Below are 24,362 nucleotides of genomic sequence, written 5' to 3'. Positions count from 1 at the left end.
ATGAACACCGACGAAGTGCTGGGCGTTTTCCGTGAGGCCGGTGCCGTTCTCGAGGGGCATTTCATCCTGACTTCGGGTTTGCGTAGCCCGGTCTTCCTGCAGAAGGCGCGGGTCTTCATGCATGCCGACAAGACCGAGCGCCTGTGCAAGGCGCTCGCCCAAAAAATCCGCGCTGCTGTGTCCGGCAGGATCGATTACGTCGTCGGCCCGGCGATCGGCGGGCTGATCCCGGCTTACGAGACCTCGCGCCATCTTGGCGCACCGGCGATCTGGGTCGAGCGGGAAGGGGGCGAGTTCAGGCTCCGCCGCTTCGAGATCGCCAGCGGGTCGCGCGTCGTCATCGTCGAGGACATCGTCACCACCGGCCTGTCGATCCGCGAGACCATCGACTGCCTGCGCGCGCTTGGCGCCGAGGTGGTTGCCGCTGCCTGCATCATCGACCGCTCGGCCGGCAAGACCGATGTCGGCGTGCCGCTGATCGCGCTAGCCGAATATGAGGTTCCGGCCTACCCGGCCGACAGGCTGCCGCCCGAGCTTGCCGCCATACCGCCGGTCAAGCCGGGCAGCCGCAACATATAAGGCATGTCGCCCAAAAGCATGCCCTCCTTGGGCTTGAACCGGGGCTTGAACCGAGGGTGCGCAGCGGTTTGGGGACACGACCTGCCAAAACAAACATTAACTGAGGCGCTACGTTGATTGCCGGTATCGATCATTTCGTGCTGACGGTTAGCTCCGTCGAGGACACCTGCGCCTTCTATCAGCGCGTGCTCGGCTTCAATCGCCTCGACGAGCCGGACCGGCCGACGGCGCTGCTGTTTGGAACGCAAAAGATCAATGTGCATGAGGCAGGCCACACTTTCGAGCCGAAGGCCAAGGCGCCGACGCCGGGCTCCGCGGATTTTTGCCTGGTCGCCGCGCGCCCGCTCGCAGAGGTATGCGCCAGCCTGGCTGCCAACGGCGTTGCGGTCGAAGTCGGGCCGGTCGAGCGGATCGGAGCCCGTGGCCCGATGATGTCGGTCTATTTCCGCGATCCGGACGGCAATCTCGTCGAGATCAGCTGGTACAACAGGTAACCGGGATTTTCGGCGAGAACGAAGTGCATTGGCAAGGTCGGCTTGCGGGCAACCGTGTTCACGCCTGCCGCAGCCATCGTCTAGGTGCGACGCGCTTTAGTTTGCCAAAGCCACAGCTCAGGCCAGTTCCGCTTCCACAGGGCAGTCGAGGCAAGCGGTATAGTTGCAGAGCCGGCAAATACGGTATGCATGGTCCTCGGTGCTGACGAGCCCACGCAACAGCTTGGCGGCAAGATTACCGAATTCCTGCAATTCCTCCGAAGTCAGAACAGCAAGCGCTGACGCGAGCCCTTTCTGGCGAGCAGAAAGAATAGCACTGCAGGTCGTCTCGCCCAAAGGAGTGAGCCTTAGCGCTACCGCGCGATGGTCGTCAGGCGCCGAGAACCGAGCCGCCAATCCCTCCGCGACCAGTCGATCGACCAGTCTGACGGTGCCCGAATGGGACAGTGACAATGCGCGGCGCAGCCTCTCGATCGACAGGCCCGGTACGTGGCCAATGAGGGTGATCGCGGAAGCCGCTGGGCCGGGCTCCGGTGCTTTGGCCTGAGCGTCCCGCTGCAACGTGTCCGCAAAGGCGAGCGCAAGGGCGCCAATCACATTTTCAATCCTGGAATCGGTCATCACCAAAAAATATATGCTCGGAGCATATACATCAAGGTCGAATTATTATATGCTTTGAGCATACAAACGAAAGGAGAAGGCCATGTTTACCTCCGCAACCGCCAACGCTCCGTTCGTGGCGCGCATCAATCAAGCTGGCTACCACCTTGCTGCCGTCGGTCGCGCGGTAACCCTTTTGGGGGTGGTGCTTCCTCTGCTGTTGATCGGCATTTTGAAATTCACCGCAATCGAGATCGAGGCACTTAGGCCATTCGTCGAGAATACGCCTTGGCTGGCATGGCTCTATCCCGCACTCGGGTTTGCGGGAGCCTCCTACTTCCTGGGCGTGGTCGAACTGCTCACAGCGCTTCTGCTGATAGCATCTGTCCGTAGCGTCTGGGCTGGCCTCGTGGGGGGTGCCATCGGTTCAGTCATCTTTGCGCTGACATCCTCGACAATGATCACCCTGCCGATCTGGGAAACGGGATCCGGAGGGTTTCCTTTCCTCAACGGGTTAGGTGCCTTTCTGATCAAGGATGTCGCCTTGCTCGGAGTGAGCCTGGTCATATTGGGGGGCAGCCTTCAGCAACTCGTATCCGACCTCGGCCGAAAAATTGATCGTGGTGATGAACAACGAATCGAGAGGTGAGAGCATGTCTCTACTCGCTATCTGGCGCAGGACGGACGAACCAGGGCACGATGTCGTGCAGCTAACCCAGACAGACCTCGGCTGGCACTTGAATGGAGCCGCTGTATACCTGTCGGATGCGGGCCCGGCACGTTTGGACTACACTGTGCAACTGGCCGAAGATTGGACGACCAAATCCGGCAGCGTTCGCGGGTTCATCGGTTCCCAGTCAGTTGATCTCACAATAATCCGCAACGAGACCGGCATCCGCAACGAGACCGGCTGGACTGTCAATGGGCAGCGGCAGCCGGCGGTTCAGTCGATGGTGGATCTGGACTACAGCTTTACGCCGGCGACGAACCTGCAACAAATTCGCAGAATGAACCTGAAGGTCGGCGACAAGGCGGATTTTCCGGTGGCCTGGCTGGTGGCTGGCGTGTCGAGTTTGGTTGTTCTGCCGCAAACCTACCATCGTGTGAGTGAGACCGAGTACATCTACGAGGCTCCCACAGTGCCATACCGTGCTACGCTGCTCATTCCCGAGGCTGGCTTTGCTCAAGATTACCCCGACGGCTGGGTTTTCGAGACCGGCAACGCCGGCCGTGCACTATAGGATTGCGGCTGAAGCTTGGCGCTCGCAAGCTGACATCCATGCAACTTGCTGCTTCGGGGTAAGGCGAACCCGTCGCATTTGGTTACCTCCTGTGGCAGACCATCGCGGCAGCGATTCGTTGTCTTGGGACTTGGGTGTCGCTATATCGAAGCCTTGATTGCCTTCCGGCGTGCTTGAAGACCCGCTACCGGGTGGCCGGGGCCGGCGTATTGGATCAGGACAGGGACAGAGTGCTTTTTCGACGACGCAAGCCTGATGGTCTTCTCGAGCGGGTGCGCACCTACGTATGGCCACGCCGCTCTTTCTCGCGCTCCATGCGCCTGACGAACAGAGCTGGAACGGCCGGACGGGAAGTTCCCGCTCAATGATCATTGGCATCGGCAGCGACCTGATCGATATCAGACGCATCGAAAAATCGCTGGAGCGCCATGGCCAGCGCTTCATCCAGCGTATCTACACCGAGGTCGAACAGGCCCGCTCCGAAAACCGCGGCGCCCGCGCCGCCTCTTATGCCAAGCGCTTTGCTGCCAAGGAGGCATGCGCCAAGGCGCTGGGCACCGGTATGGCGCAAGGGGTGTTCTGGCGCGACATGGGCGTCGTCAATCTGGCCAGCGGCAAGCCGACCATGGCGTTGACCGGCGGGGCGGCGGCGCAGTTGGACAAGATCCTGCCTGAAGGGCACAGAGCGGCGATCCACCTCACCATCACCGATGATTTTCCGCTTGCTCAAGCCTTTGTGATAATCGAGGCGATGCCCGTCGAAGAAGCGCCATATTGATCGCATCTGACCACCGGCATGACGTTGCCCAGCGCGCGCCGAGACTCTATACCAACCAACGCATAATCGAGGACGACATGAGCGTGGCTGAAAAATCCCAGAAGAAATCCGGCGGGCTTGGCGAAACCGTCAGCGTCATCGTCCAGGCGCTGTTGCTCGCTCTGGTCATCCGCACGCTTCTTTTCCAGCCATTCTCTATCCCGTCCGGGTCGATGCGGCCGACCTTGCTCGAAGGCGACTATCTCTTCGTCACCAAATGGTCCTATGGCTTCTCGCGCTATTCGCTGCCGTTCGGGCCGGACCTGTTTTCGGGCCGCATCTGGGGCGCCGAGCCGAAGCGCGGCGACGTGGCGGTGTTCAAGTTCCCGCCGGACCCTTCCGTCGACTACATCAAGCGCGTCGTCGGCCTGCCGGGCGACAAGATCCAGGTCAAGGATGGCCAGCTCTTCATCAACGGCGTCGGCGTGCAGCGCCAGAAGGTCGGGCAGATCGACAATCGCGACATCACCGAGGAGAGCGGGCCGGTCGACGTCTATCGCGAGACATTGCCGAATGGCGTTAGCTATGACACGCTCGACCTGATACCCAACTCGATCGGTGACAACACACAGGAATTCGACGTGCCGCCCGGCCATTATTTCATGATGGGCGACAACAGAGACAATTCCTCGGACAGCCGCTTCACCGTCGGTTTCGTGCCCGACGAGAACCTGGTCGGTCGCGCCAACCTCATCTTCTTCTCGATCGGCGGCAGCGCCAGCCCGCTCGAAATCTGGAAATGGCCGTCGCAGATGCGCGCGTCGCGCCTGCTCCAATTCGTCAAATAGGTCATGGTGGCGACAAAACGGCTGACCGTCGACGCGCTCGCCGAAGCGCTCATGGAGCGCACCGGCCACGCCTTTGCCGATCGACAGCGCTTGCAGCGCGCGCTGACCCACGCCAGCGCCCGCAGCAGCCATGCCGGCATCGACTATGAGCGTTTCGAATTCCTGGGCGACCGCGTCCTCGGCCTGGTCGTCGCCGACATGCTGCTGGCGGCGTATCCGGACGCTGCCGAAGGTGAGCTGTCGCTCCGGCTCAACGCGCTGGTCAATGCCGAGGTGCTGGCGGAGATCGCCGAGGAGATCGGCCTGCCGGAACTGATCCGTGCCGGCTCGGACGTACGCGGCCTGGACGGGCGCAAGCGCGTCAATCTGAGGGCCGATGCGCTGGAATCGCTGATCGCCGTGCTCTATCTCGATGGCGGGCTTGAGGCGGTCCGCGCCTTCATCCACAAATACTGGCGGCCGCGCTCGCAGGCCACCGGCGCCGCCCGCCGCGATGCCAAGACCGAGTTGCAGGAGTGGGCGCATCAGGCGGCAGGCGCCGTGCCGGTCTACATAATTGACAGCCGCGAGGGACCGGACCACGATCCGCTGTTCACCGTCACAGTCAAGGTCGGCGCCTATACGCCGGCGACCGGCAGCGGGCGCTCTAAGCGCGAGGCCGAGCAAACCGCCGCTACTGCACTGCTGTTGCGCGAAGGCGTCTGGCTGAACAAGGGGAGCGCGGTATGACCGCCACCGAAGACGTCCCGCCGGCAACAGAAGCCGCCACCACGCACTCTGGCTTCGTTGCGCTGATCGGCGCGCCGAATGCGGGAAAATCGACGCTGGTCAACCAATTGGTCGGCGCCAAGGTGTCGATCGTCACCCACAAGGTGCAGACGACGCGCGCCATCGTGCGCGGCATCGCCATTCACAATAACGCACAGATCGTCTTCGTCGACACGCCGGGCATCTTCAAGCCGAAGCGGCGGTTGGACACGGCGATGGTGACGACCGCCTGGGGCGGCGCCAAGGACGCCGACATCGTGCTGCTGCTGATCGACGCCGAGCGCGGCATCAGGGGCGACGCCGACGCGATCCTCGAACGGCTGAAGGATGTCCGCCAGCCGATGGTGCTGATCCTCAACAAGGTCGACCGGGTCAAGCCCGAGGTGCTGCTGGCCCTGTCCGCGGCAGCGAATGAAAGAGTGCCCTTCAAGCGCACCTTCATGGTCTCGGCGCTAACCGGGTCGGGCTGCAAGGACGTGCTCGACTATCTCTCGGAAACCCTGCCTGCCGGCCCCTGGTATTACCCGGAGGACCAGATCTCCGACTTGCCGATGCGTCAGCTGGCGGCCGAGATCACTCGCGAAAAGCTCTATCTCAGGCTGCATCAGGAACTACCCTATTCCTCCCATATCGAGACCGAGAAATGGGAAGAGAAGAAGGACGGCTCGGTGCGCATCGACCAGACCATCTATGTCGAACGTGACAGCCAGAAGAAGATCGTGCTCGGCCACAAGGGCGAGACGATCCGTGCCATCGGCCAGGCGGCACGCATGGAGATATCCGGTATCCTCGAACAGAAGGTGCATCTTTTCCTGTTCGTCAAGGTGCGCGAGAACTGGGGCGACGACCCCGAGCGCTATCGCGAGATGGGGCTGGAGTTTCCGCATTAGAGCATGTTCCCGAAAATGGGAGCCGGTTTTCGGAAAAGATCATGCTCGAACCAGAAGTCACTATCGACACAGCCCTCGTGAGCCGGTTGGTCGCCACGCAATTTCCTCGATGGAAGGATCTTGCTGTCCGGCCGGTTGCATCAGGCGGATGGGACAACAGGACCTTTCATCTCGGAGACCATATGCTGGTGAGGCTGCCGAGTGCGGCGGCCTATGCCTTGCAGGTGGAAAAGGAACATCGCTGGCTGCCAAGGCTTGCGCCTCTGCTGCCGCTGCCTGTCCCGGTCCCGCTGGCGATGGGAGCCCCGGCCGACGACTATCCCTGGCATTGGTCCGTCTATCGCTGGATCGAAGGCGAGACGGCGACGCTGGAGCGTATTGCCAGCCTGCCGCAATTCGCGGCCGGCCTGGCCCAATTCCTGGTCGCCCTGCAACGGATCGATCCCGCCGGTGGACCGGCGCCAGGGCAGCATAATTTTTTTCGCGGTGGACCACTGAGCGTCTACGACGGTGAGACCCGGCAGGCAATTGCAGCCCTCGACGGCAAGATCGATACGGTCGCCGCGAGCGCGGTGTGGGAAGCAGCGCTTGCCGCGACATGGCACGGCGCGCCCGTCTGGTTCCACGGTGACGCCAGTTGGGGAAACCTGTTGGTCAGGCAAGGTGCTTTGAGCGCCGTGATCGACTTCGGGACTTCGGGCGTGGGCGATCCCTCGTGCGATTTGGCGATTGCGTGGACGCTCTTCGAAGGGAAAAGCCGAGAGGTGTTTCGCGCCGGTCTTCAGGCCGATGAGGCAACCTGGGCGCGAGGCCGTGGCTGGACGCTATGGAAAGCGCTGATTACGGTCGCCGGCCATATAGACATCAATCCAGTCGAGGTTGAAAAGTCGCGACGCGTGATCGATGAAGTGCTTGCCGATCACCTCCGCGCGGACCGCCGCGGAGGGCACCGACACAGCGCCTGAAAAACTTGATTTCGTCACCGAAGCGGTGACAAGCTCCGTTCATGGAATGGCGCGACGAAGGAATTATTCTCGGTACCCGCAAGCATGGCGAAACCAGCGCCATTCTTGAGGTCATGACGCGTGCGCACGGCCGCCACCTCGGCCTTGTGCGCGGCGGCCGCTCGCGCAAGCAGCAGCCGGTTCTACAGCCCGGCAACCGCGTCGACCTGTTGTGGCGAGCGCGACTCGACGAGCATCTGGGCACCTTCCAGGCCGAGGCGATCGAGATGAACGCCGCCCGGCTGATGGACAGCGCCGTCGCCATCTATGGGCTGCAGACCATGGCTGCGCATCTGCGCCTGCTGCCCGAGCGCGACGCCCATGACGGCCTCTACGAGACGCTGGCCGTGATGATCGCCCATCTCGACGATGCGGACGCCGCCGGCGAGCTGGTGGCGCGCTTCGAATTGCTGATTCTCGACGAACTCGGCTTTGGCCTCGATCTCAGCCAGTGTGCCGCGACCGGCGCCAGGCAGGACCTTGCCTATGTCTCACCGAAGTCCGGGCGCGCCGTGTCGCGCGCCGCAGGCGCGCCATGGCGCGACAAGATGCTGGTGCTCCCCGCCTTCCTGCAGCGCGGCTCCGGGCTGCGCGCCGATCCGGCGGCGATCGAGGACGCCTTCCGGCTGACTGGCTTCTTTTTTTCCCGCCATGTCTACGAGCCGCGCGGTATCGAGGCGCCCGGCGCCCGCACCGGCTTCCTCGCCGCCCTACGCAAGCACCATGCGCTGCACAAGGTGATCGGGGGAGAGACCGTTACATGAGCGAAGCGGAACTCTATCCCGGCCGGGTGTCGCCGCTCCGCCTCGGCACCATTTCGCACGCCGACATCGCTGAATATACCGGCCTGGAATTGCTCCAGCGCATTATCGACAACAAATTCAAGGCTCCGCCGCTGGCTTTCGGCACCGAAACGTGCTCGATCTTTCCGGCCGCCAATCTGGCGGCGGGCTGACTCGGCTGGCCGTCTGGCCGCCGTATTTGTCGGTCACTACTGGCTTGGTTTGGGGGAACCGCCATGTTCGAAAGCCTGATCGGCCTCGTCGCGATCATCGCGCTGTTCGTCATTATCTCGCGCCAGCAGAGCCGCATCGGCCTGATCGAGCGCGAACTCGGTGCGCTGCGCAGCCTCGTGCTTTCGGGGGTCCATGTGGCCCCGCCGCAGGCCAAGCCGGTAGAACAGGCCGCAAACGACAGCATGCCGGCAGACGCGGCAATTGCGGCCGTGACCGACATTGCCCCGCCATCGGCGGGCGAAGCTGCTGCTGAGGAAAAGCCGCCCACGCAGGTTGAAGCCGGGGAGGCTGCATCCGGACCGTGGGCTGCGGGTGAAGCGGCGCCGGCTGGGCCTGCACCTGCACAACCGGTGGCCGCGACGGCGAAACCGGCCCAAAAACCCGATATCGAAACGGCGCTCGGCACCCGCTGGGCGGTCTGGGTCGGCGGCATCGCGCTGGCGCTGGGCGGGCTGTTTCTGATCCGCTACACCATCGAGGCCGGCATTTTCGGTCCCGGCGTGCGGCTGAGCATGGCAGCAATGCTCGGGCTGGTGCTGGTCGCCGTCGGCGAGTTCATCCGCCGTACCGGCTTCAAGGTGCCGGTGCAGGGAGTCGCCGGCGCCTATATTCCGGCGATCCTGACGGCGGCCGGTGCTTTCATCCTGTTCGGCACGGTTTATGCCGCGCATGGCGTCTACGGCTTCATCGGGCCGGCGCTCGCCTTCACGCTGCTCGGCGCCATCGGTGTGGCGACGATCGCAGCAGCCCTCGTCCATGGCCAGGCACTGGCCGGCGTCGGCCTGCTCGGCGCGGTGGTGACGCCCATGTTGGTCGCCTCGCAGGCGCCGAATCCTTGGGCGCTGTTCGGCTATTTGGCGATTGTGCTCGCCGCTACCGGCGTGATCGCCCGCCTGCGCGACTGGAAATTGCTGATGGCGGCTGCGTTCGTCGGCACCGGCCTGTGGACCATTCTTTACATGACCGATGCGCCGGGCACCAACCTGCCTGTCATCCTCTTTATCAACGCGGTGACCCTGGCCGTGCTCGCCCTCGTCTGGCTCGGCCGTCGCGGTGGCGAAGCAGGACCCGCCAGTGGCTTCGACTGGCCATCGGTCGCTCCTGGCTTCTTCGTCGGCCTTTCGGCGATGGCGCTGTTCGTCGACCCCGCATACGCTGCCGGCGATGCTCTGCCGGGAGCAGCCCTTATCGCAGCCCTGGTCGCGGTAGCGCTCTACCGGCCGCTGGCGCTGGCGCTTCTGCACGCCGCGGGGCTGGCGACGGTTCTGGTCTATCTCGGCATCATTCCGCCAACCTCCGTCGTTTCAGACTTTTCAGGTGGCGCTCTCGGCGTCGATGGCCTGCCGGCGGCAGTTGCCGATACGCTGGTGCTCAGGATCGGCATCTTTCTCGGACTTGTGTTCATCGCAGCCGGCTTCTGGGCAGCGCGCAAATTTGCTTCATCGGCTCACATCCGCGCCGCCTCATGGGCGGCATGGGGCGTTGTCGCACCGCTGGTCATTCTGTTGGCGCTCTGGTTCACCTTCGGCAATCTCGACCGCGATCTTGTCTACGCGGCGGTTGCAGCCCTTCTGGTGGTGGTCTTCGCCGCCGGCGGCGAGTGGATTGCGCGCGGTGAACAGCCGCCGCTACGGGGCGGTGCTGCCGTCTCGTTCGCGCTTGGCGGGGCAGCAGTCGCTGCCTTGCTGATGCTCTACATGGCCTTTGGGTCCGGCTGGACGACCATGCTTCTGGGTGCCGCGGCCATCCTGCCGGCGCTGGCCACCCGCTGGCGCGCCTACCCAGTGCTCGGCTGGATTTCGGTCGCTGCGGTCATCGCGGTGCTCGGCCGCATCGCCTTTGATCCGACAATCGTCGGCGCTGAATTCCTGTCGAGGACGCCGGTGTTCAACTGGCTGCTGCTGGGCTACGGCGTGCCGGCGCTTGCCTTCGGCTTCGCCGCCTGGCAACTCGCCCGCACCACAAATGGCCGGCCACGCCTCGCCATGGAAGCGGGCGCAGCACTGTTTGCAGTGCTCACGGTTGCCATACTGGTGCGCCATGCCATGCATGGCGGCGTCATCGACACGGGTGCTGCGACGCTCGCCGAGCAGGCGATCTACACGCTGATCGCCATCGGCGCCGGCGCCATCCTGGTCGCCATCGACATGCGCTCGCCAAGCTTGGTGCTGCGCTATGGTTCGCTTGCCGCGGGCGTCGTCTCGGTCGCCTTCATCGTCATCCAGCATTTTGTGGAGCTGAACCCGCTGTTTACCGACGAATCGACCGGCCGGATCCCGGTGTTCAACCTGCTGTTCCTCGCCTATCTCTTGCCGGCCCTCGCTGCCGGCGGGCTCGCGCTTTACTCACGTGACAAGCGGCCGAAATGGTATGCCGCGATGCTGGCGCTGATGGCGGCGCTGCTCGCCTTCGTCTATGCGACGCTGTCGGTGCGGCGGCTTTTCAAGGGCGAGTTCGTCGGCCTGTGGAGCGGCCTCGGCCAGCTCGAGACCTACACCTATTCCGCGCTGTGGCTGATCATTGGCGTGGCGCTGCTCACCGCCGGCGTCTGGCTGAAGTCGCAGGTGCTGCGCGTTGCGTCGGCCGCGCTGATCTCGGTCGCTGTTTTGAAGGTCTTCCTCTTCGACATGTCGGAACTGGAAGGCGTGCTGAGGGCGCTGTCCTTCATCGGCCTCGGCGCGGTGCTGATCGGCATCGGCTTGTTCTATCAGCGGCTGCTGACAAGAGCGGCGAGGGGATCATCTGTTTGAATGTCCAATAAATGGAATAGTTGAAGGTTCAGCAGGAGATATTCAAAAATGCCTCTCTATATTCGCGACAAAGAAGTGGCTGCGCTGGCCACTAAATTGCAGCGCGAGATCAACGCCGCAAGCAAAACGGAAGCAGTGCGGATTGCACTTTTGCATGAACTTGAGCGTAACCACGCCCGCAAGCCTTTGTGACAGGGTTGCGGTGTTGCAGGAGAAGTATGCTGCGTTGAGGCTATCCGATCCCAACTTCGACATGAAGGCATTTACTGACGAGGCACGGAAAACTGACGTTGGCGAGCCCGGTCGGGCGGTTCAACTGTGAGTCCCAATTGGGCGTGGGATATTTCGCTTCGCTGCGCCTTCCGCACATGCCACGGCGGGTTATCGGGGCCTTCTTCGCGTCGCCCGCAATGGGAGGACTCTGCTTTGCCTCTCAATCCCACCGGGAATAAATTTCCCGCCGGCAGCGTTATTGCATTGCTTGGGTGGCCGGGGCGGCGGACCGCTTCGCGCTGGCCGCTTGCGCCGCGCCGTGAAGGCGCGTTCAATCGGATGAACAAGGGCGACCTCAGAACCAGCGGTCATGGACGAAAAGAAGGCAGCAATCTTGGGCGAGATACCACGCCTGCGCCGTTATGCGCGCTCGCTGCTGCGCGATCGCGATTCCGCCGACGATCTCGTTCAGGACTGTCTCGAACGGGCGCTTGTGCGGCTCGACAATTGGCAGACTGGAGAAAGCCCCAGGAGGTGGCTGTTTACGATCATGCATCATTTGTTCATCGATCAGATGCGCAAGGTGAACCGGCGCGGCGAAGCAGCGATGCTGCCGCTGGAAGCGCGCGAGGCACAGGCAGCGCCCGCTGAGCAGGTGGAGAGCATCGCCTCGCGCGAGATCATCGACGCGTTGCAGGCGATCAGCCCCGATCGGCGCGCAGCACTGGTCATGGTCGCCATCGAAGGCTTTTCCTATGCCGAGGCCGCCAACATCCTCGGCGTTCCGGCCGGCACGCTGATGTCGCGCATTGCGCGCGGGCGTGACGAGTTGCGCGGGTTGCTGGATGATGCCGCGCGTCGCCGGGCGATAAGGATCGTCGAGAAATGACCCGGCGCGACTTTTCCGAACGCGACATCCATATGGCCCTCGATGACGAGCTGCCGGTTGACGAGCGCGTGGCTTATGATGCCTGGCTCGAGGCCAATCCTGAAATGAAGGCGAGGAGCGTCCGCTATGTCGCCGACCGCGCAGCGCTGCGCGCCGCCTTCGCCGGCGTGGTCGACGAGCCGGTGCCGGCGCGGTTGCAAAATATCGTATTCGGCGAGGGGCCGGTCAAGACAGCGGCATCGAGCTCGCGCTGGTGGCGGGCGGCTGCCGCAGCGGCGATGCTGGCCATTGGCGGTGTCGGCGGTTATGTCGCCGGCATCGACCATCTCGGTCTGGAAGACCCGGCCGAGGACCAACTCGCCGAGCAGGCGATCGCAGCCCATGTCATCTATGCCGCCGAGCAGCGGCATGCGGTGGAAGTGCCCGCCAGCGACAAGGATCATCTGCAGACCTGGCTGTCCAACAGGGTCGGCCTGAAGCTGGTCGCACCGGATCTGGCGGCGCAAGGATTCCAGCTCGTCGGCGGTCGGCTGCTGCCCGCTGGCGAGAGCAAGGCCGCGATGTTGCTTTATGAGGACGCCAAGGGCGAGCGCATCTCGCTGTTCGTCACAGCGGAATCGGCCGAGAAGACCAAGGGTACTTATGGATCGGAAGAAGACGGCCCCGAGGCGATCTACTGGTTGGACAAGGGCTATGGCTGCGCCGTCGTCGGCTCGCTGCCGCGCGCACAGCTGGCTGCAGTGGCGAAGAGCGCCTACAGCCAGCTTGTCGCCGGGCTTGCCAGCTGAGCTGCGCTGTTTTTCAAAGCTTGCGTCTAAAGCGCCGCGCGTCTTTGGACACGCAAAGGACGCTGTAGCACTTTAATTTCCGCATCATCCTTTCCGAAAATCGATTTCGATTTTTTGGGAGGTCATGCGCCCCGAAACTGTAAAAATTCAGCCCGAATCGAGGTGCGATAGCGCTTGACGGATGCTGGCGCTTCGGCTGTGTTGTCGACACTTCTGACCAGGCCTTTCCAAGAATCCAATCGAGGTTTTCCAAGCCCGCATGCCTGCCGAGATTCGCACGGCCCGCGCGTCCGACGTCGATGACCTCGCGGCGATCGAGAAGGCTGTTTTCTCTGGCGACCGCATTTCCCGCCGTTCCTTTCGTCAGTTGATCGAACGCGAGACCGCCGAGGTGCTGGTTGCCGAAAACGACGGCCGCATCGCTGGCTATGCGGTCGTGCTGTTTCGCAAGGGCAGCGGAGTCGCGCGGCTCTATTCCATTGCCACCGGTCCGCTTTTCGGCGGGCTCGGCATTGGCCGCATGCTGTTGAAACGGGCCGAGGAAGCCGCCTTCGAGCACAACCGCATGATGCTGCGTCTCGAGGTGCGCGAGGACAACAGCCGAGCCATCCGCATTTACGAGCAGAGCGGCTACCGCAAGATCGGCCGCGAACCGGGCTATTACGAGGACGGCACCACGGCGCTGCGCTACGAAAAGACCTTGCGCGGCGACATTCCGGTCGCCACCAGGGTGCCGTTCTACCAGCAGACCTGCGATTTCACGTGCGGCCCGTGCTGCCTGATGATGGCGATGGCCAATTTCGATGCCGGCTTCGTGCCCGACCCGGTGATGGAAATCCGTTTGTGGCGCGAGTCGACCACCGTTTTCATGATGTCGGGGCCGGGCGGCTGCGAGCCGTTCGGCCTCGCCGTTGCCGGCCACGAAAGCGGGCTCTCGGCCGAGATATATGTCTCCTTCCATGGTGCGCTGTTCCTGCAGTCGGTGCGCAGCCAAGACAAGCGGCGGGTGATGGAACTGGCGCAGGTCGACTTTCGCCGGCGCGCGGAACGTTACGGCATCCCGGTGAATTACCGTCCATTCGCCATCGACGATATCCGCACCGCAATCGCAGAAGGAAAACTGGTGTTGGTCCTGATCAGCGGCTTCCTTATGTTCGGCAAGAAGGTTCCGCACTGGGTTCTGGCCATCGGCGACGATGGCGACCATATCCTGATCCACGATCCTTGGGTCGAAGACGAGAGACAGGAGACCATCCTTGATGCCGCCAACATTCCGGTGCCTTACGGCATCTTCATGAACATGGCGCAATTCGGCCGCGATGGATTGCGTGCCGCCATAATCCTCGGAAAGCGCGACAGACAATGACCTGGGTCATCCTTACCGGCCGGCAGAACGATCTCGATCAGGTGGCGACACCGCACAAGATCATCACCAATCGCGACTATCTTGCGCATCCGGCGCTGTTTCGCGGCCAGCGGCCGAAAGTCATCAACCTGTCGAACAATTACGGCTACCAAAGCCGCGGCTACTATGCCTCGCTGCTCGCCGGTTCGCGCGGTCACAAGGTCATTCCGACGGTCGAGACGATGATCGACCTGTCCGAGCGCAAGCTCTACGAGCATGCGCTGCCGGAGCTGGAACTCGCGCTCAACAAATGCCGCAAGGATCTGGGCGGAGCCTTTCCGCAAAAAGTCTGCATCTTTTTCGGCATCGGCTCGTCGAAGATATGGGATCGCTTCGCCAAGCTTTTGTTCGACTGGTTCCGGGCGCCGGCGTTGGAAGTCCACATCACGGACAGCGCCGAATGGGCGTCGATCCGCAAGATCGGCTTCCATCCGCTGGCCAGGATGACCGAGGATGAAGAAAAGCGCTTTCTTCAGTGCCTTGAGACCTACACCAGCCGCGAGTGGCGTGACACCAAGGGCCGCACGCCGGCGCGCTACACCTTCGCCACGCTGGTCGATCCGCATGAGGAGTTGCCGCCATCGGAGATCTCGTCGCTACGCTATTGGGCCAAGATCGCCGAGAAGATGGGCGTCGAAATCGAGCCGATCACCAAAAAGGATCTGGCCAAGCTCGCCAACTACGACGCGCTGTTCATCCGCGAGACGACTTCGATCTCCAATCACACCTACCGCTTCGCGCGCCGCGCCCAGCAGGAAGGCATGCCGGTCATCGATGATCCGCTGTCGATGATCCGCTGCACCAACAAGGTCTATCTCAACGAGCTGATGACCTACAACAAGGTGCCGGTGCCGCCGACGGTGATGATCGCCGGCATCTCGGACCTTGAAGTGGCGGCGCAGACGCTGGGCTTTCCGCTGGTGCTGAAAATCCCGGACTCGTCGTTTTCACGCGGAGTCAAGAAATGCGCCACCTTTGAGGAGCTGAAGACGCTTGCCACCGAATGGCTGGAGGATTCCGATCTCCTGATCGCACAGAAATTCATTCCGACCCAATATGACTGGCGCGTCGGCGTGCTCGGCGGCCAGCCTCTGTTTGCCGTGCACTACCTGATGGCCAAGAAGCACTGGCAGATCGTCAACCACAAGGCCAACGGCAAGCCCGACCAGGGCGGCATCAAGACCTTCACCTTGAAGGAGGCGCCGGCCCATGTCGTCGAGACGGCGGTGAGGGCGGCGCGCTGCATCGGCGATGGCCTCTACGGCGTCGACCTCAAAGAGACCAAGGACGGTGTCTTCGTCATAGAGGTCAACGACAATCCCAACCTAGACCATGGCTGGGAAGATTCCGGCGAAAAAGACGAGGTCTGGGTGCGGCTGACGCAGTGGTTCCTGGAGCGGCTCGACCGACAGGGGCGGTAGCAGGGGGGTGTATCCGATCGACGCCCCAGCCTTCTATCCGTCGCGGCGGGCACACACCTTCGGCTCCCCGCCCGAGGACGGCGCAGTTATCCGCTCCGGCTAATTTAGCGTTTTTTCAGTCGGCCGGCTGCACTGTTTGCCGCCGCGATTTCTCGATTGTCGCATACCGTTTGAGAAACGCGTTTTGCGCCCAGGTCACCGAACGCGGGGTGAAATCGAAGCGGTCGGCATTGAAGCCGCGCGGCCGGCCGAAGAATTCGGTCGCTTCGGCGGTCGAAAAGCCGGCAAGCAGCGTCGCCTCGAAATAGGCGGCGATCTGGTCGGCGCGCTTGATCTCCTTGCGCAGGCCCGCAACCGGTTCGACCGGCAGCGAAAAGCGCAGATGGATGGCACGCTGCAGCCTCAGCTCGCACTCCTTGTAGCTGCCGCCCATCACCGATTTGAACGGTGAGATCATGTCGCCGATGACATATTCCGGCGCGTCGTGCAGCAAAGCCGCCAGCCGCGCATCGGCTGGGGCGTCCGGCACCAGCTCGCCGAAAAGCGCCTCGACCAGCAGCGAATGCTGGGCGACGGAAAAGGCGTGATCGCCGATGGTCTGGCCATTCCAGCGGGCGACGCGGGCAAGCCCATGGGCGATGTCCGAAATCTCGATGTCGAGCGGCGAAGGGTCGAGCAGATCGAGCCGCCGGCCCGACAGCATGCGCTGCCAGGCGCGCGGCGGCGCGCCGGGACGGTCGGCCGCCATCAGGCCTCCTCCGCGCCGACGGATTCCTGCGGGCCAACGGCTTCCATCGGAAAAGTGAATTTCGCCCAGGCCGGGATGGTGAGCGACACCGGGACGTCATCCGCCATGATCGGCTGGCCGGCGTCGAGCGCTGCCTTGACGCGGTCGATGCGGGCTATGGCGAGGCCCGCCGTGCCGGCGGCCGTGCCAAGCGTGCCGACCGGTCGCCCTGCAACTGTCACCTCTGTGCCAGGAGCGGGCAGGGGCCGTTCGGCCGAAACGATCAGCACCCGCCGTCTGGCGGTGCCGCGATGCTGCATCCGCGAAACCACCTCCTGGCCGACATAGCAGCCCTTCCTGAAGCCGACGCCGCCGGTTTCATCGAGCAGCACATCATGCGGGAAGGCGTCGCCGAGCTGATAGTCGCTGCCACTTTCGGCAATGCCATGGGCGATGCGCAGAGCTTGCCATGTGGCCGGATCGCCGCCGGCGGCCGTGCCGCCATAAAAGCGCGTCACGGACGCGTCGCGGAACCGTGCATCTGCAACCGGCGTTGAATCAAACTGCGAAGCAGTTGAATCATCCCCCCAAACAACAGCGACAAGTCCCTGATCTGCCTTGGCGATCTCGACCTTGGCGCGCAATTTGTAGAGCATCAGCCGGCGCATGAAATCGTCTGATATATCGGATCGGCATTCGAGGCGGAACAAATTCTCGCCAGCGCGGGAGATCAGGAAGTCGAACAGGATCTTGCCTTGCGGGGTCAGCAAAGCGCCCGGCTTTGCTTCGCCGGCAGCCAGTGCGTCGAGGTCGGTGGTCAGAATGTTCTGCAAAAAACTCTCGGCATCCGGGCCTGACACGGAAACGAGCGCGCGGTCTTTCAACTGGGCAAAGGGCATGGGCGGAAAGAACCTGATCTTGCAAAACAGTCGGCCATTACGTAAGCCGCTGGCACTCCCCCCGCAAGAGACCGGATTAGCATGGCCATGACCTACGACCTCATCCTGACAGGCGGCACGGTGGTCAACCACGATGGCGAAGGCGGGCGCGACATCGGCATCAACGGCGGGCGCATCGCCGTTATCGGCGATCTTGGCCGGGCTTCCGCCGGCGAGACGGTCGACTGTCGCGGCCTGCACATCCTGCCGGGCGTCGTCGACAGCCAGGTGCATTTCCGCGAGCCAGGGCTGGAGCACAAGGAAGATTTGGAGACAGGCTCGCGGGCAGCGGCGCTGGGCGGCGTCACCGCCGTCTTCGAGATGCCCAACACCAACCCGCTGACCACCAGCGATGCTGCGCTTGCCGACAAGGTTCGGCGTGCCGCCGGCCGCATGCATTGCGACTTTGCCTTCTGGGTCGGTGGCACCCGCGAGAACGCAAAGGACGCCGGCGACCTTGAGCGGCTGCCGGGCGCGGCCGGCATAAAAGTGTTCATGGGCTCGTCGACCGGTGACCTTTTGGTCGAGGACGATGAAAGCGTTGCCTCGATCCTGAGGAATACGCGCCGCCGTGCGGCCTTCCATTCCGAGGACGAATTCCGGCTGCGCGAGCGGCTCGGCGAACGCATCGAGGGCGACCCGGCCTCGCATCCTGTGTGGCGCGACGAGATCGCCGCCTTACGCTGCACCGAGCGCCTGGTGCGCATTGCGCGCCAGGTTCGCGCCCGCATCCACGTGCTGCACATCTCGACCGCCGAGGAGATTGTTTTGCTCGAACAGCACAAGGACGTCGCGACCTGCGAGGCGACGCCGCATCATCTGACGCTGAGCGCGGATGATTATGCGCAGCTTGGCACACTGATCCAGATGAACCCGCCGGTACGCGCATCGCGCCACCGCGACGGCATTTGGCACGGCATTGCGCAGGGCATCGTCGATGTGCTGGGTTCCGACCACGCCCCGCACACGCTGGCCGAGAAGGCAAAACCCTATCCGGCCTCACCGTCGGGCATGACCGGCGTGCAGACGCTGGTGCCGATCATGCTCGACCACGTCAATGCCGGCCGGCTGACGTTGCAGCGTTTCGTCGACCTGTCCAGCCACGGCCCGCAGCGCATCTTCGGCATGGCCAGGAAAGGTCGCATCGCCGCCGGCTACGACGCCGATTTCACGATCGTCGATCTGAAGCGCCGCGAGACTATCACCAATGCGCAGGCAGGCTCGAAGGCCGGCTGGACACCCTATGACGGCAGAAACGTGACCGGCTGGCCGGTCGGCACGATCGTGCGCGGCCGGCGCGTCATGTGGGAAGGCGAGATCGTCACCCCCGGACAGGGTCGGGCGGTGGAGTTTTCCGAGGCGCTGGCGGTCTAGAGCGGCGGACTTTCAAATCGCGTCGTACCGCCGCTTATCTTCTCTTTGAGCATCGGATTTCCGGTATCCACTCCGATGCGCTGGGCGGGCTTGAGGGTAGGAGAGGCAATGCCGCTCAGTCTCCGGCGACGAAGAACGTCCACTGTCCATCCGGGGTGATGCCGACGCGGTAGAAGATGTAGGCGCCGAACTGCTTCATGCTGTCATAGTCGCCGGCGGTGACGATCTTGAACAGTTCGACCCGCTGCCTGGCGTCGAGCTTGTCCAGCGGCAGCGCGAAGAAATATGGCCAGACATAGAGCTCCTGCGGCGTGCCGACATCGACATGGACATAGCCGGCACTGAGCACCTCTTCCAGGATGGCGAGGATTTCCTGGCCTTCCGTGTCACCCGAAAGTCCTTTCAGGAAGGTGATCGGGTCGCCTTCGATTTCGCTCAGCGACAATTGGGTCATCGCATCGCCCTGGCCGATCAGCGGCCGGAGTTTTTCGATGTCGCCGCTCTTGCAGGCCCCGATAATCAAATCGTGCATGCGCCTGACCGGCTCCGGCAGCTTGCCGAGATCGTAGACGACCTCAGGCAAGGGTTCATCCGGGTCGACTTGCGGATTGGCTATGCCACCATCGTCTGTTGGCCCGCCCGGTTCGACCTGGTCCCGTTCGTCGGGTGGCGTCGGTTGGCTGGCCGCAGGCGGCGTCGCGCCGAGCGGGCCGGGCGTCGGCACCGCGGTTCCGGGCGGCGACATGTCGTCATCGGCGGGCGGCGTGACTGGCGAGGGCAGGTCCTCGCGCTTGATTTCACTCAAAGCATAGGCGGGGCTGATTGCGAGGCAAAGCGCCAGCGGAAACGCGGCGCAAAAAGCGGCAAGCTGGATGCTGAGGGCCAAGCCACGCGGCTGGCCTGACGTCGAAAAATTCACCGCCTGCCTCTCCATGATTCCGTCCAGCTACCCAGGCCCGCCCAGGTGCCCGGGGCATGACGCCCAAGCGGCACGCCGTCATCGAAGAGCCTGATGCCAATCAGTGCCGCAGCCGTCCCGGCTCGAAGGCCCCAGCTATCACCTTTTCACGCATGCGGTCGAGCAAGGCAAGGGCCGAGGTCTCGCCATTGGCGCGCAGCATCTCGCCGAACGCGGTTTCGAGGGCCGCCTCGGCGATGATTTCCGTCTCGATTCCGGCCGAAAGCCCTTCCGCCCAGGCCTCGCTGTGGCTTTCCACTGCAGTCAGGCGCTTTTCTTCCCTGACCAGCGCGTCGATGTCGTTGACGCCATGTTCCATTGCGATGTCCACCCTTTTCAAGCGGCGATCCGGCGGATGCGGATCAGGCTTGGGCTGTCCCTTTTACTCGCAGGTTAAGTAAGTACTTGTAAATACGACATTTCTGGGGTCGTTTCGACAAGGGTTCGTCACGTTTTGCAAACCTGCGTTCGATCCGATTCAAAACTTAGCCGATTAGGCCGGCGAGCGGGATGAAAACCTTCAGTTTGAGTTAATTCCACATCCGTGCCGTAACGTTTTGTTAACACCGTTGCAGAAGTGCAACACAACAATTGCACCAAGACGCCACCAGACACAAGCGGGCCGGGACACAAGCGGGCCGGGACACAAGCAGGGGGAGCCAGGCTCAGTTGCCGTAGCGCGAGGCGATGTCGCGCGACAGCGTCTCGCCTTCCTTCATGTAGCGGCTGATGGCTTCGGTCGCCGAGGCGGTACACTGTGTGTAGGTGCCGCCAAAGGAGCGGTAGCCGCGGTTGAAGCTGGCGATGAAGCGGGCGCGCCGCTCCGGGTTCGGGTTTTCCGAAGCAATCAGCTTCTCCATCTCGACCCGCCATTGGTCGCCCTTCTCGCCGCACAGATTACGCAGAAAATGCAGCGACCCAAGCACCTCGGCCAGCCGCATCAGCCCCGGCTCGAACGGCGACTCGGCGGCCATGGCCGGCCGCGCCCCGATTGCCGTACTGGCGGCGAGGCAAGCTGCAAGGAAAACCGATGCGCGGATCATAAATCTATGTGGCCAAACAATTTGTCGCCTGCAAGGCGATTTTGGAGGTTACGCGCCTGTATTCCTGAGCAATTCGTCGGCAACGGCAAACACCGAAGCGGCAATCGGCAGCGCCGTCATTTCGCTGAGTGTATAGAAGGCGGCGGTCTCGGCGTCGTCGCTGGCCACGGGCTCGCCGCCGGCATAGGTGGCGCCGAATACCGTCAGCAGATAGTCGACCGGGTGCCCGTCGCTGCCGCCGTCGATGTGGATTTCCCGAAGGCGGCGGTATTTGTGCGCATGCAACCCGGTTTCCTCCAGCAATTCGCGCTGCGCGGCTTGTTCCAGCGTTTCGCCGGCCTCGACCTTGCCGCCTGGAAACGCGTAGAATCCTTGCGAAGGCTGCCGCGCCCGCTTGACCAGCAGCACCGTGTCGCCGCGGACAATGGCGACCGATACAGCCGGGAGTATTTTGCGCATCTCGTCCATGGATCTCCGATCGCCATTTACCGCAGCCGGTTGTGGACCGGTCGGCGAGAGCAAGCATTAGCGGTTGCGCAACGCCGGTTCCATCCCCACCTTAACATCCGACCAATCCAACGAGTTTCAGCATATGTGCGGACGCTTCGCCTTGACCGCCACGCCGGACCGGGCCGCCGCTTTTCTCGGTCTGCCAGAACTGGAAGATTTCCCGCCCCGCTACAACATCGCACCGACGCAGCCGGTGCTGATGGCGATTGCAGGCTTGCCGCGAGCGCAAGGCTCGAACCTGCCAGACTCGAACCTGCAAGACCGGCAGCCGATGCTGGTGCGCTGGGGGCTGATCCCGACGTGGGTGAAGGACACGCGCGCGTTTCCGTTGCTGTTCAACGCGCGCTCGGAGGGAGCAGCGGAGAAGGCCTCGTTTCGCGCCGCCACGCGCCACCGCCGCGCTTTGGTGCCGGCTTCCGGCTTCTACGAATGGCGTCAATCAGGCGGCAAGCGGGGACAGCCCTATTGGCGGCCGAAGCATGGCGGGCTTGTCGCCTTCGCCGGACTGATCGAGACCTATGCCGAGCCGGGCGGCTCGGAGATGGACACCGGCGCCATCCTGACCGTCAACGCCAATGCCGACATTGCCCATATCCACGACCGGATGCCGGTGGTGATAGATCCGCAGGATTTCGCCCGCTGGCTGGATTGCCGCACGCGCGAGCCGCGCGACGTGGCCGACCTGCTCAGACCGGCACAACTCGATTTCTTCGAGGCCGTCCCGGTTTCCGACCTCGTCAACAAGGTCGCCAACACCGGACCGGAGATTCAGGAAAGGTGGCCGGAGCTCGAGAAGGCCAGGCGCCGGAAGCCGGGCGCCGACGACAGTCAGATGAGCTTGTTTCAGCAGTAGCTGCTATTTTCTGGGGCGCTTCAGCGCCTTCATTGCCGGCGCTGCCATTTCCTGGCGAACCCGCCGGCCGCACGTCACATCAGGCAGCGCGCGGCGAGGTGATCTTCTGCACCGGCTTCTTCTTCTTCGCTGTGTGGAGAAGGGCGGCGACGATCGCGGCCGGGCCGATCGCCCGGTATTGACTGGCGAGCGCCGGTTGCTTGGCGCTGCTGGAGTCCTGCTTGGCTCGAGGCATTTTTCTCTTCCCTGGTAACGTCTTCGTGTCCGCGTTTGCTGGTCGAATCCGACCAAATCGTGACATCTGCTGATCTAGCCAGTGAATGTTTCATGACTGTGCCGAGATGTTTAATAAAATGTTTCACCGCGTCATTACCTGTGATCCAGCGGCTCTTTTGCCGAAAGTTGCGACTTGACGGCAACACTGGGTGAGGCGATAAAGCCGCTCATGAGAACGTCTTTCGCCATTTGTGGCATCTGCATTATTGGCTAGCTTCGCGCTGGTCCGGACGTTTTCGCCTATCTTCCTTCTAGAGTGGACAAACGCCCCGGCCAGCAGGCTGGTGGCCGATTTGCGTCTCGGCGCAAGTGGCCCCAACCAAAAAGTAACGCACCGGGAAGGCACGAATGTCTGACGCATCGAAGGGCCTGCGCCTCTACAACACGCTGACGCGGACCAAGGAGGATTTCTTCCCGATCGATCCGCGCAATGTGCGCATGTATGTCTGCGGCCCGACGGTCTACGACTTTGCCCATATCGGCAACGCGCGGCCGGTGATCGTCTTCGACGTGCTGTTTCGTCTGCTGCGCCATCTCTACGGGCAAGCGCACGTCACCTATGTGCGCAACATCACGGATGTCGACGACAAGATCAACGACCGCGCACTGCGCGATTTCGGCACCGAGATTGCCTCGGGAAAGCTGTCGCTGAACGAGGCGATCCGGCGGGTCACCGAAAAGACCGCCGACCAGTTCCACAAGGATGTGGCGACGCTCGGCTGCCTGCAACCTACGGTCGAGCCGCGCGCCACTGAATTCGTCGAGCCGCGCGCAGATGGCAAAGTCGACATGATCTCCTTGATTCAACGCTTGATCGAACGCGGCCATGCCTATGTTGCGGCAGGCGAAGTTCTGTTCGACACGGCCTCCATGCCGGACTACGGCCAATTGTCGAAGCGCAATCTCGACGAACAGCAGGCCGGCGCTCGCGTCGCCGTCGATCCGCATAAGAAGAGCCCTGGCGATTTCGTGCTGTGGAAGCTGTCCTCGCCGGAAGAGCCGGGCTGGGACAGCCCGTGGGGCAGGGGCCGGCCGGGCTGGCACATCGAGTGCTCGGCGATGTCGGCCGCCTATCTCGGCGAGGTCTTCGACATTCATGGCGGCGGGCTCGACCTGATCTTCCCGCACCACGAGAATGAAATTGCACAGTCGCGCTGCGCCCATGGCACCGAGGTGATGGCCAAGGTGTGGATGCACAACGGCTTTCTGCAGGTCGAGGGGCAGAAAATGTCCAAGAGCCTGGGCAACTTCCACTCGATCAACGAGTTGCTGGAGACGGAGACCTTTGGTGGCCGCAAGTGGCCAGGCGAGGTGCTCAGGCTGGCGATGCTGATGACGCATTATCGCGAGCCGATCGACTTTTCCGTGCGCAAGCTGGAAGAGGCGGAAAATACGCTGCGCAAATGGAAGCGGGCGGCGGACCTGGCACCGGCGGCGGCCAATCAATTGCCGGTCGAAGTGGTGGAAGCCTTGTCGGACGATCTCGCAACCTATCCTGCGTTCCAGGTGCTGACGCAACTGGCCGGCGAGGCTGTAGATTCCAATGCTGCCGGTGGCGGCAACGCTGCCGCCGCGGGCAACGATGCTGCCGCTTCGCTGAAGGCGGCACTATCGTTCTTCGGCTTCGACGTTGCGCCGGCCAAGGTCGATGAAGATGCCATCGCCAAGGCCATTGCCAGGCGCCTGGAGCAGATCGCTGCTGGAAATTGGGCCGAGGCCGACCGCATCCGTGCCGAATTGCTGGCGCAAGGTATCCAGTTGAAGGACGGCAAGGACCCCGCCACCGGCACCCGCATCACCAACTGGGAGGTAAAGCGATGAGGGTGAAGGTTGAAATGTCGGCAAGGCTGGCGAAGGCTTTGATGACGGCCGATCTCCCCCCTTGCGGGGGAGATGTCCGGCAGGACAGAGGGGGGTGGGAAGGATCGCCAACGTTCGATGTTTCCCATTCGCAACCGGAAACCAGCCTGAGGGCGTGGCTGCGATCGGTTGATAGGCTGGAGGGACAGCACCCCCCTCT

The 24,362-nt window shown here is 63.0% G+C and carries 28 protein-coding genes and 1 pseudogene; 21 read left to right on the top strand and 8 right to left on the bottom strand.

The window, feature by feature from the left end; all coding sequences use genetic code 11:
* Nucleotides 1–579 (top strand): orotate phosphoribosyltransferase, encoded by a 579-nt coding sequence (gene pyrE, locus M727_RS0110950; RefSeq protein ID WP_027152730.1) that lies wholly within the window; start codon nt 1–3, stop codon nt 577–579.
* A gap of 113 nt (nt 580–692) precedes the next feature.
* A complete protein-coding gene (locus M727_RS0110945) occupies nt 693–1,073 on the top strand; it encodes a VOC family protein (protein WP_027152729.1) in 381 nt (126 codons plus the stop codon).
* Nucleotides 1,074–1,190: 117 nt separating this feature from the next.
* On the opposite strand, the gene M727_RS0110940 is transcribed toward M727_RS0110945, so the two are convergent.
* Complete coding sequence (locus tag M727_RS0110940) at nt 1,191–1,694, bottom strand: MarR family transcriptional regulator (protein WP_051505589.1); 504 nt, start codon at nt 1,692–1,694, stop codon at nt 1,191–1,193.
* 82 nt (nt 1,695–1,776) lie between these two features.
* Between M727_RS0110940 and M727_RS36225 the strand changes: the two genes are divergently transcribed.
* The 16 genes and pseudogenes from M727_RS36225 to M727_RS0110865 all read left to right on the top strand — a co-directional run bounded on the left by M727_RS36225 (nt 1,777) and on the right by M727_RS0110865 (nt 15,663).
* Complete coding sequence (locus M727_RS36225; RefSeq protein WP_051505588.1) at nt 1,777–2,322, top strand: DUF417 family protein; 546 nt, start codon at nt 1,777–1,779, stop codon at nt 2,320–2,322.
* Nucleotides 2,300–2,914 (top strand): putative glycolipid-binding domain-containing protein, encoded by a 615-nt coding sequence (locus M727_RS0110930; RefSeq protein WP_084646694.1) that lies wholly within the window; start codon nt 2,300–2,302, stop codon nt 2,912–2,914. The genes M727_RS36225 and M727_RS0110930 overlap by 23 nt, the downstream gene beginning before the upstream one ends.
* A 230-nt stretch (nt 2,915–3,144) precedes the next feature.
* Nucleotides 3,145–3,246, top strand: a pseudogene (locus tag M727_RS43000) (DUF2062 domain-containing protein); the annotation flags it as partial.
* 32 nt (nt 3,247–3,278) lie between these two features.
* Nucleotides 3,279–3,692: a holo-ACP synthase gene (acpS, locus tag M727_RS0110925; protein WP_027152726.1), complete on the top strand. Its 414-nt coding sequence runs from the start codon at nt 3,279–3,281 to the stop codon at nt 3,690–3,692.
* Between the two features lie 77 nt (nt 3,693–3,769).
* Entirely contained in the window at nt 3,770–4,519 is a 750-nt protein-coding gene (gene lepB, locus M727_RS0110920; RefSeq protein ID WP_027152725.1) for a signal peptidase I, read from the top strand.
* A gap of 3 nt (nt 4,520–4,522) precedes the next feature.
* The gene (gene rnc / locus M727_RS0110915) at nt 4,523–5,248 is read left to right on the top strand and encodes a ribonuclease III (RefSeq protein WP_027152724.1); all 726 of its coding nucleotides are present in this window, start codon (nt 4,523–4,525) and stop codon (nt 5,246–5,248) included.
* Nucleotides 5,245–6,177, top strand: coding sequence for a GTPase Era (era, locus tag M727_RS0110910; protein WP_027152723.1), 933 nt, complete (start codon nt 5,245–5,247; stop codon nt 6,175–6,177). The genes rnc and era overlap by 4 nt, the downstream gene beginning before the upstream one ends.
* 41 nt (nt 6,178–6,218) lie before the next feature.
* Nucleotides 6,219–7,142 carry an aminoglycoside phosphotransferase family protein gene (locus tag M727_RS0110905; protein WP_036262080.1) on the top strand — a complete coding sequence of 308 codons (924 nt, stop codon included), beginning with the start codon at nt 6,219–6,221 and terminating at the stop codon, nt 7,140–7,142.
* A gap of 41 nt (nt 7,143–7,183) precedes the next feature.
* Entirely contained in the window at nt 7,184–7,945 is a 762-nt protein-coding gene (gene recO, locus M727_RS0110900; RefSeq protein ID WP_027152721.1) for a DNA repair protein RecO, read from the top strand.
* On the top strand, nt 7,942–8,136 hold the full coding sequence (locus tag M727_RS0110895; RefSeq protein WP_027152720.1) for a hypothetical protein: 195 nt from the start codon (nt 7,942–7,944) through the stop codon (nt 8,134–8,136). Before recO ends, M727_RS0110895 begins: the two co-directional genes overlap by 4 nt.
* A gap of 63 nt (nt 8,137–8,199) precedes the next feature.
* A complete protein-coding gene (locus M727_RS0110890) occupies nt 8,200–10,947 on the top strand; it encodes a DUF2339 domain-containing protein (RefSeq protein ID WP_027152719.1) in 2,748 nt (915 codons plus the stop codon).
* Between the two features lie 48 nt (nt 10,948–10,995).
* Nucleotides 10,996–11,139, top strand: coding sequence for a type II toxin-antitoxin system VapB family antitoxin (locus tag M727_RS43980; protein WP_348627158.1), 144 nt, complete (start codon nt 10,996–10,998; stop codon nt 11,137–11,139).
* Between the two features lie 391 nt (nt 11,140–11,530).
* Nucleotides 11,531–12,049 (top strand): sigma-70 family RNA polymerase sigma factor, encoded by a 519-nt coding sequence (locus M727_RS0110880; RefSeq protein ID WP_027152718.1) that lies wholly within the window; start codon nt 11,531–11,533, stop codon nt 12,047–12,049.
* Entirely contained in the window at nt 12,046–12,837 is a 792-nt protein-coding gene (locus M727_RS0110875) for an anti-sigma factor (RefSeq protein ID WP_027152717.1), read from the top strand. The genes M727_RS0110880 and M727_RS0110875 overlap by 4 nt, the downstream gene beginning before the upstream one ends.
* A gap of 259 nt (nt 12,838–13,096) precedes the next feature.
* The gene (locus M727_RS0110870; protein ID WP_027152716.1) at nt 13,097–14,203 is read left to right on the top strand and encodes a peptidase C39 family protein; all 1,107 of its coding nucleotides are present in this window, start codon (nt 13,097–13,099) and stop codon (nt 14,201–14,203) included.
* Nucleotides 14,200–15,663: a RimK family protein gene (locus M727_RS0110865; protein WP_027152715.1), complete on the top strand. Its 1,464-nt coding sequence runs from the start codon at nt 14,200–14,202 to the stop codon at nt 15,661–15,663. Before M727_RS0110870 ends, M727_RS0110865 begins: the two co-directional genes overlap by 4 nt.
* A gap of 115 nt (nt 15,664–15,778) precedes the next feature.
* Here the strand turns inward: M727_RS0110865 and M727_RS0110860 are convergent, their stop codons facing one another.
* Both M727_RS0110860 and M727_RS0110855 read right to left on the bottom strand, forming a co-directional pair.
* Entirely contained in the window at nt 15,779–16,411 is a 633-nt protein-coding gene (locus tag M727_RS0110860) for an HD family hydrolase (RefSeq protein ID WP_027152714.1), read from the bottom strand.
* Nucleotides 16,411–17,289 carry a folate-binding protein YgfZ gene (locus M727_RS0110855; RefSeq protein WP_027152713.1) on the bottom strand — a complete coding sequence of 293 codons (879 nt, stop codon included), beginning with the start codon at nt 17,287–17,289 and terminating at the stop codon, nt 16,411–16,413. Before M727_RS0110855 ends, M727_RS0110860 begins: the two co-directional genes overlap by 1 nt.
* An 81-nt stretch (nt 17,290–17,370) precedes the next feature.
* On the opposite strand from M727_RS0110855, the gene M727_RS0110850 reads away from it, so the two are divergent.
* Nucleotides 17,371–18,702 carry a dihydroorotase gene (locus M727_RS0110850; protein WP_027152712.1) on the top strand — a complete coding sequence of 444 codons (1,332 nt, stop codon included), beginning with the start codon at nt 17,371–17,373 and terminating at the stop codon, nt 18,700–18,702.
* A 115-nt stretch (nt 18,703–18,817) separates the two neighbouring features.
* Here M727_RS0110850 and M727_RS0110845 read toward each other — a convergent pair whose 3' ends face one another.
* The 4 genes from M727_RS0110845 to M727_RS0110830 form a co-directional block, all read right to left on the bottom strand.
* Nucleotides 18,818–19,621: a hypothetical protein gene (locus M727_RS0110845; RefSeq protein WP_027152711.1), complete on the bottom strand. Its 804-nt coding sequence runs from the start codon at nt 19,619–19,621 to the stop codon at nt 18,818–18,820.
* Between the two features lie 100 nt (nt 19,622–19,721).
* Nucleotides 19,722–19,979 carry a hypothetical protein gene (locus M727_RS0110840; protein ID WP_023800747.1) on the bottom strand — a complete coding sequence of 86 codons (258 nt, stop codon included), beginning with the start codon at nt 19,977–19,979 and terminating at the stop codon, nt 19,722–19,724.
* 346 nt (nt 19,980–20,325) lie between these two features.
* A complete protein-coding gene (locus M727_RS0110835; protein WP_027152710.1) occupies nt 20,326–20,703 on the bottom strand; it encodes a TIGR02301 family protein in 378 nt (125 codons plus the stop codon).
* 48 nt (nt 20,704–20,751) lie between these two features.
* Nucleotides 20,752–21,171 carry an NUDIX hydrolase gene (locus M727_RS0110830; protein ID WP_027152709.1) on the bottom strand — a complete coding sequence of 140 codons (420 nt, stop codon included), beginning with the start codon at nt 21,169–21,171 and terminating at the stop codon, nt 20,752–20,754.
* Between the two features lie 124 nt (nt 21,172–21,295).
* On the opposite strand from M727_RS0110830, the gene M727_RS0110825 reads away from it, so the two are divergent.
* A complete protein-coding gene (locus M727_RS0110825; protein WP_027152708.1) occupies nt 21,296–22,066 on the top strand; it encodes an SOS response-associated peptidase in 771 nt (256 codons plus the stop codon).
* Nucleotides 22,067–22,145: 79 nt separating this feature from the next.
* On the opposite strand, the gene M727_RS39845 is transcribed toward M727_RS0110825, so the two are convergent.
* Nucleotides 22,146–22,301: a hypothetical protein gene (locus M727_RS39845; protein ID WP_023800743.1), complete on the bottom strand. Its 156-nt coding sequence runs from the start codon at nt 22,299–22,301 to the stop codon at nt 22,146–22,148.
* Nucleotides 22,302–22,690: 389 nt separating this feature from the next.
* On the opposite strand from M727_RS39845, the gene cysS reads away from it, so the two are divergent.
* Complete coding sequence (gene cysS / locus M727_RS0110815; protein ID WP_027152707.1) at nt 22,691–24,163, top strand: cysteine--tRNA ligase; 1,473 nt, start codon at nt 22,691–22,693, stop codon at nt 24,161–24,163.
* Nucleotides 24,164–24,362: the final 199 nt, after the last annotated feature.

Origin of the sequence: Mesorhizobium sp. WSM2561 (assembly GCF_000513915.1) — a bacterium.
Lineage (GTDB): Bacteria > Pseudomonadota > Alphaproteobacteria > Rhizobiales > Rhizobiaceae > Mesorhizobium > Mesorhizobium muleiense.
The sequence above is the reverse complement of the archived record's forward strand: the minus strand, read 5'-3'. Positions and strand labels throughout refer to the sequence as shown.

What these genes read in the sequence shown, in the direction of transcription:
- M727_RS0110860 (WP_027152714.1), bottom strand. Translation starts at nt 16,411, where the DNA reads ATGGCGGCCGACCGTCCCGGCGCGCCGCCGCGCGCCTGGCAGCGCATG.
- M727_RS0110875 (WP_027152717.1), top strand. Translation starts at nt 12,046, where the DNA reads ATGACCCGGCGCGACTTTTCCGAACGCGACATCCATATGGCCCTCGAT.
- M727_RS36225 (WP_051505588.1), top strand. Translation starts at nt 1,777, where the DNA reads ATGTTTACCTCCGCAACCGCCAACGCTCCGTTCGTGGCGCGCATCAAT.
- recO (WP_027152721.1), top strand. Translation starts at nt 7,184, where the DNA reads ATGGAATGGCGCGACGAAGGAATTATTCTCGGTACCCGCAAGCATGGC.
- M727_RS0110825 (WP_027152708.1), top strand. Translation starts at nt 21,296, where the DNA reads ATGTGCGGACGCTTCGCCTTGACCGCCACGCCGGACCGGGCCGCCGCT.
- M727_RS0110835 (WP_027152710.1), bottom strand. Translation starts at nt 20,703, where the DNA reads ATGATCCGCGCATCGGTTTTCCTTGCAGCTTGCCTCGCCGCCAGTACG.
- M727_RS0110880 (WP_027152718.1), top strand. Translation starts at nt 11,531, where the DNA reads ATGGACGAAAAGAAGGCAGCAATCTTGGGCGAGATACCACGCCTGCGC.
- M727_RS0110865 (WP_027152715.1), top strand. Translation starts at nt 14,200, where the DNA reads ATGACCTGGGTCATCCTTACCGGCCGGCAGAACGATCTCGATCAGGTG.
- lepB (WP_027152725.1), top strand. Translation starts at nt 3,770, where the DNA reads ATGAGCGTGGCTGAAAAATCCCAGAAGAAATCCGGCGGGCTTGGCGAA.
- M727_RS0110930 (WP_084646694.1), top strand. Translation starts at nt 2,300, where the DNA reads ATGAACAACGAATCGAGAGGTGAGAGCATGTCTCTACTCGCTATCTGG.
- M727_RS0110840 (WP_023800747.1), bottom strand. Translation starts at nt 19,979, where the DNA reads ATGGAACATGGCGTCAACGACATCGACGCGCTGGTCAGGGAAGAAAAG.
- rnc (WP_027152724.1), top strand. Translation starts at nt 4,523, where the DNA reads ATGGTGGCGACAAAACGGCTGACCGTCGACGCGCTCGCCGAAGCGCTC.
- cysS (WP_027152707.1), top strand. Translation starts at nt 22,691, where the DNA reads ATGTCTGACGCATCGAAGGGCCTGCGCCTCTACAACACGCTGACGCGG.
- M727_RS0110850 (WP_027152712.1), top strand. Translation starts at nt 17,371, where the DNA reads ATGGCCATGACCTACGACCTCATCCTGACAGGCGGCACGGTGGTCAAC.
- acpS (WP_027152726.1), top strand. Translation starts at nt 3,279, where the DNA reads ATGATCATTGGCATCGGCAGCGACCTGATCGATATCAGACGCATCGAA.
- M727_RS0110940 (WP_051505589.1), bottom strand. Translation starts at nt 1,694, where the DNA reads ATGACCGATTCCAGGATTGAAAATGTGATTGGCGCCCTTGCGCTCGCC.
- M727_RS0110890 (WP_027152719.1), top strand. Translation starts at nt 8,200, where the DNA reads ATGTTCGAAAGCCTGATCGGCCTCGTCGCGATCATCGCGCTGTTCGTC.
- M727_RS0110905 (WP_036262080.1), top strand. Translation starts at nt 6,219, where the DNA reads ATGCTCGAACCAGAAGTCACTATCGACACAGCCCTCGTGAGCCGGTTG.
- pyrE (WP_027152730.1), top strand. Translation starts at nt 1, where the DNA reads ATGAACACCGACGAAGTGCTGGGCGTTTTCCGTGAGGCCGGTGCCGTT.
- M727_RS0110870 (WP_027152716.1), top strand. Translation starts at nt 13,097, where the DNA reads ATGCCTGCCGAGATTCGCACGGCCCGCGCGTCCGACGTCGATGACCTC.
- M727_RS0110895 (WP_027152720.1), top strand. Translation starts at nt 7,942, where the DNA reads ATGAGCGAAGCGGAACTCTATCCCGGCCGGGTGTCGCCGCTCCGCCTC.
- M727_RS0110830 (WP_027152709.1), bottom strand. Translation starts at nt 21,171, where the DNA reads ATGGACGAGATGCGCAAAATACTCCCGGCTGTATCGGTCGCCATTGTC.
- M727_RS39845 (WP_023800743.1), bottom strand. Translation starts at nt 22,301, where the DNA reads ATGCCTCGAGCCAAGCAGGACTCCAGCAGCGCCAAGCAACCGGCGCTC.
- M727_RS43980 (WP_348627158.1), top strand. Translation starts at nt 10,996, where the DNA reads ATGCCTCTCTATATTCGCGACAAAGAAGTGGCTGCGCTGGCCACTAAA.
- M727_RS0110855 (WP_027152713.1), bottom strand. Translation starts at nt 17,289, where the DNA reads ATGCCCTTTGCCCAGTTGAAAGACCGCGCGCTCGTTTCCGTGTCAGGC.
- era (WP_027152723.1), top strand. Translation starts at nt 5,245, where the DNA reads ATGACCGCCACCGAAGACGTCCCGCCGGCAACAGAAGCCGCCACCACG.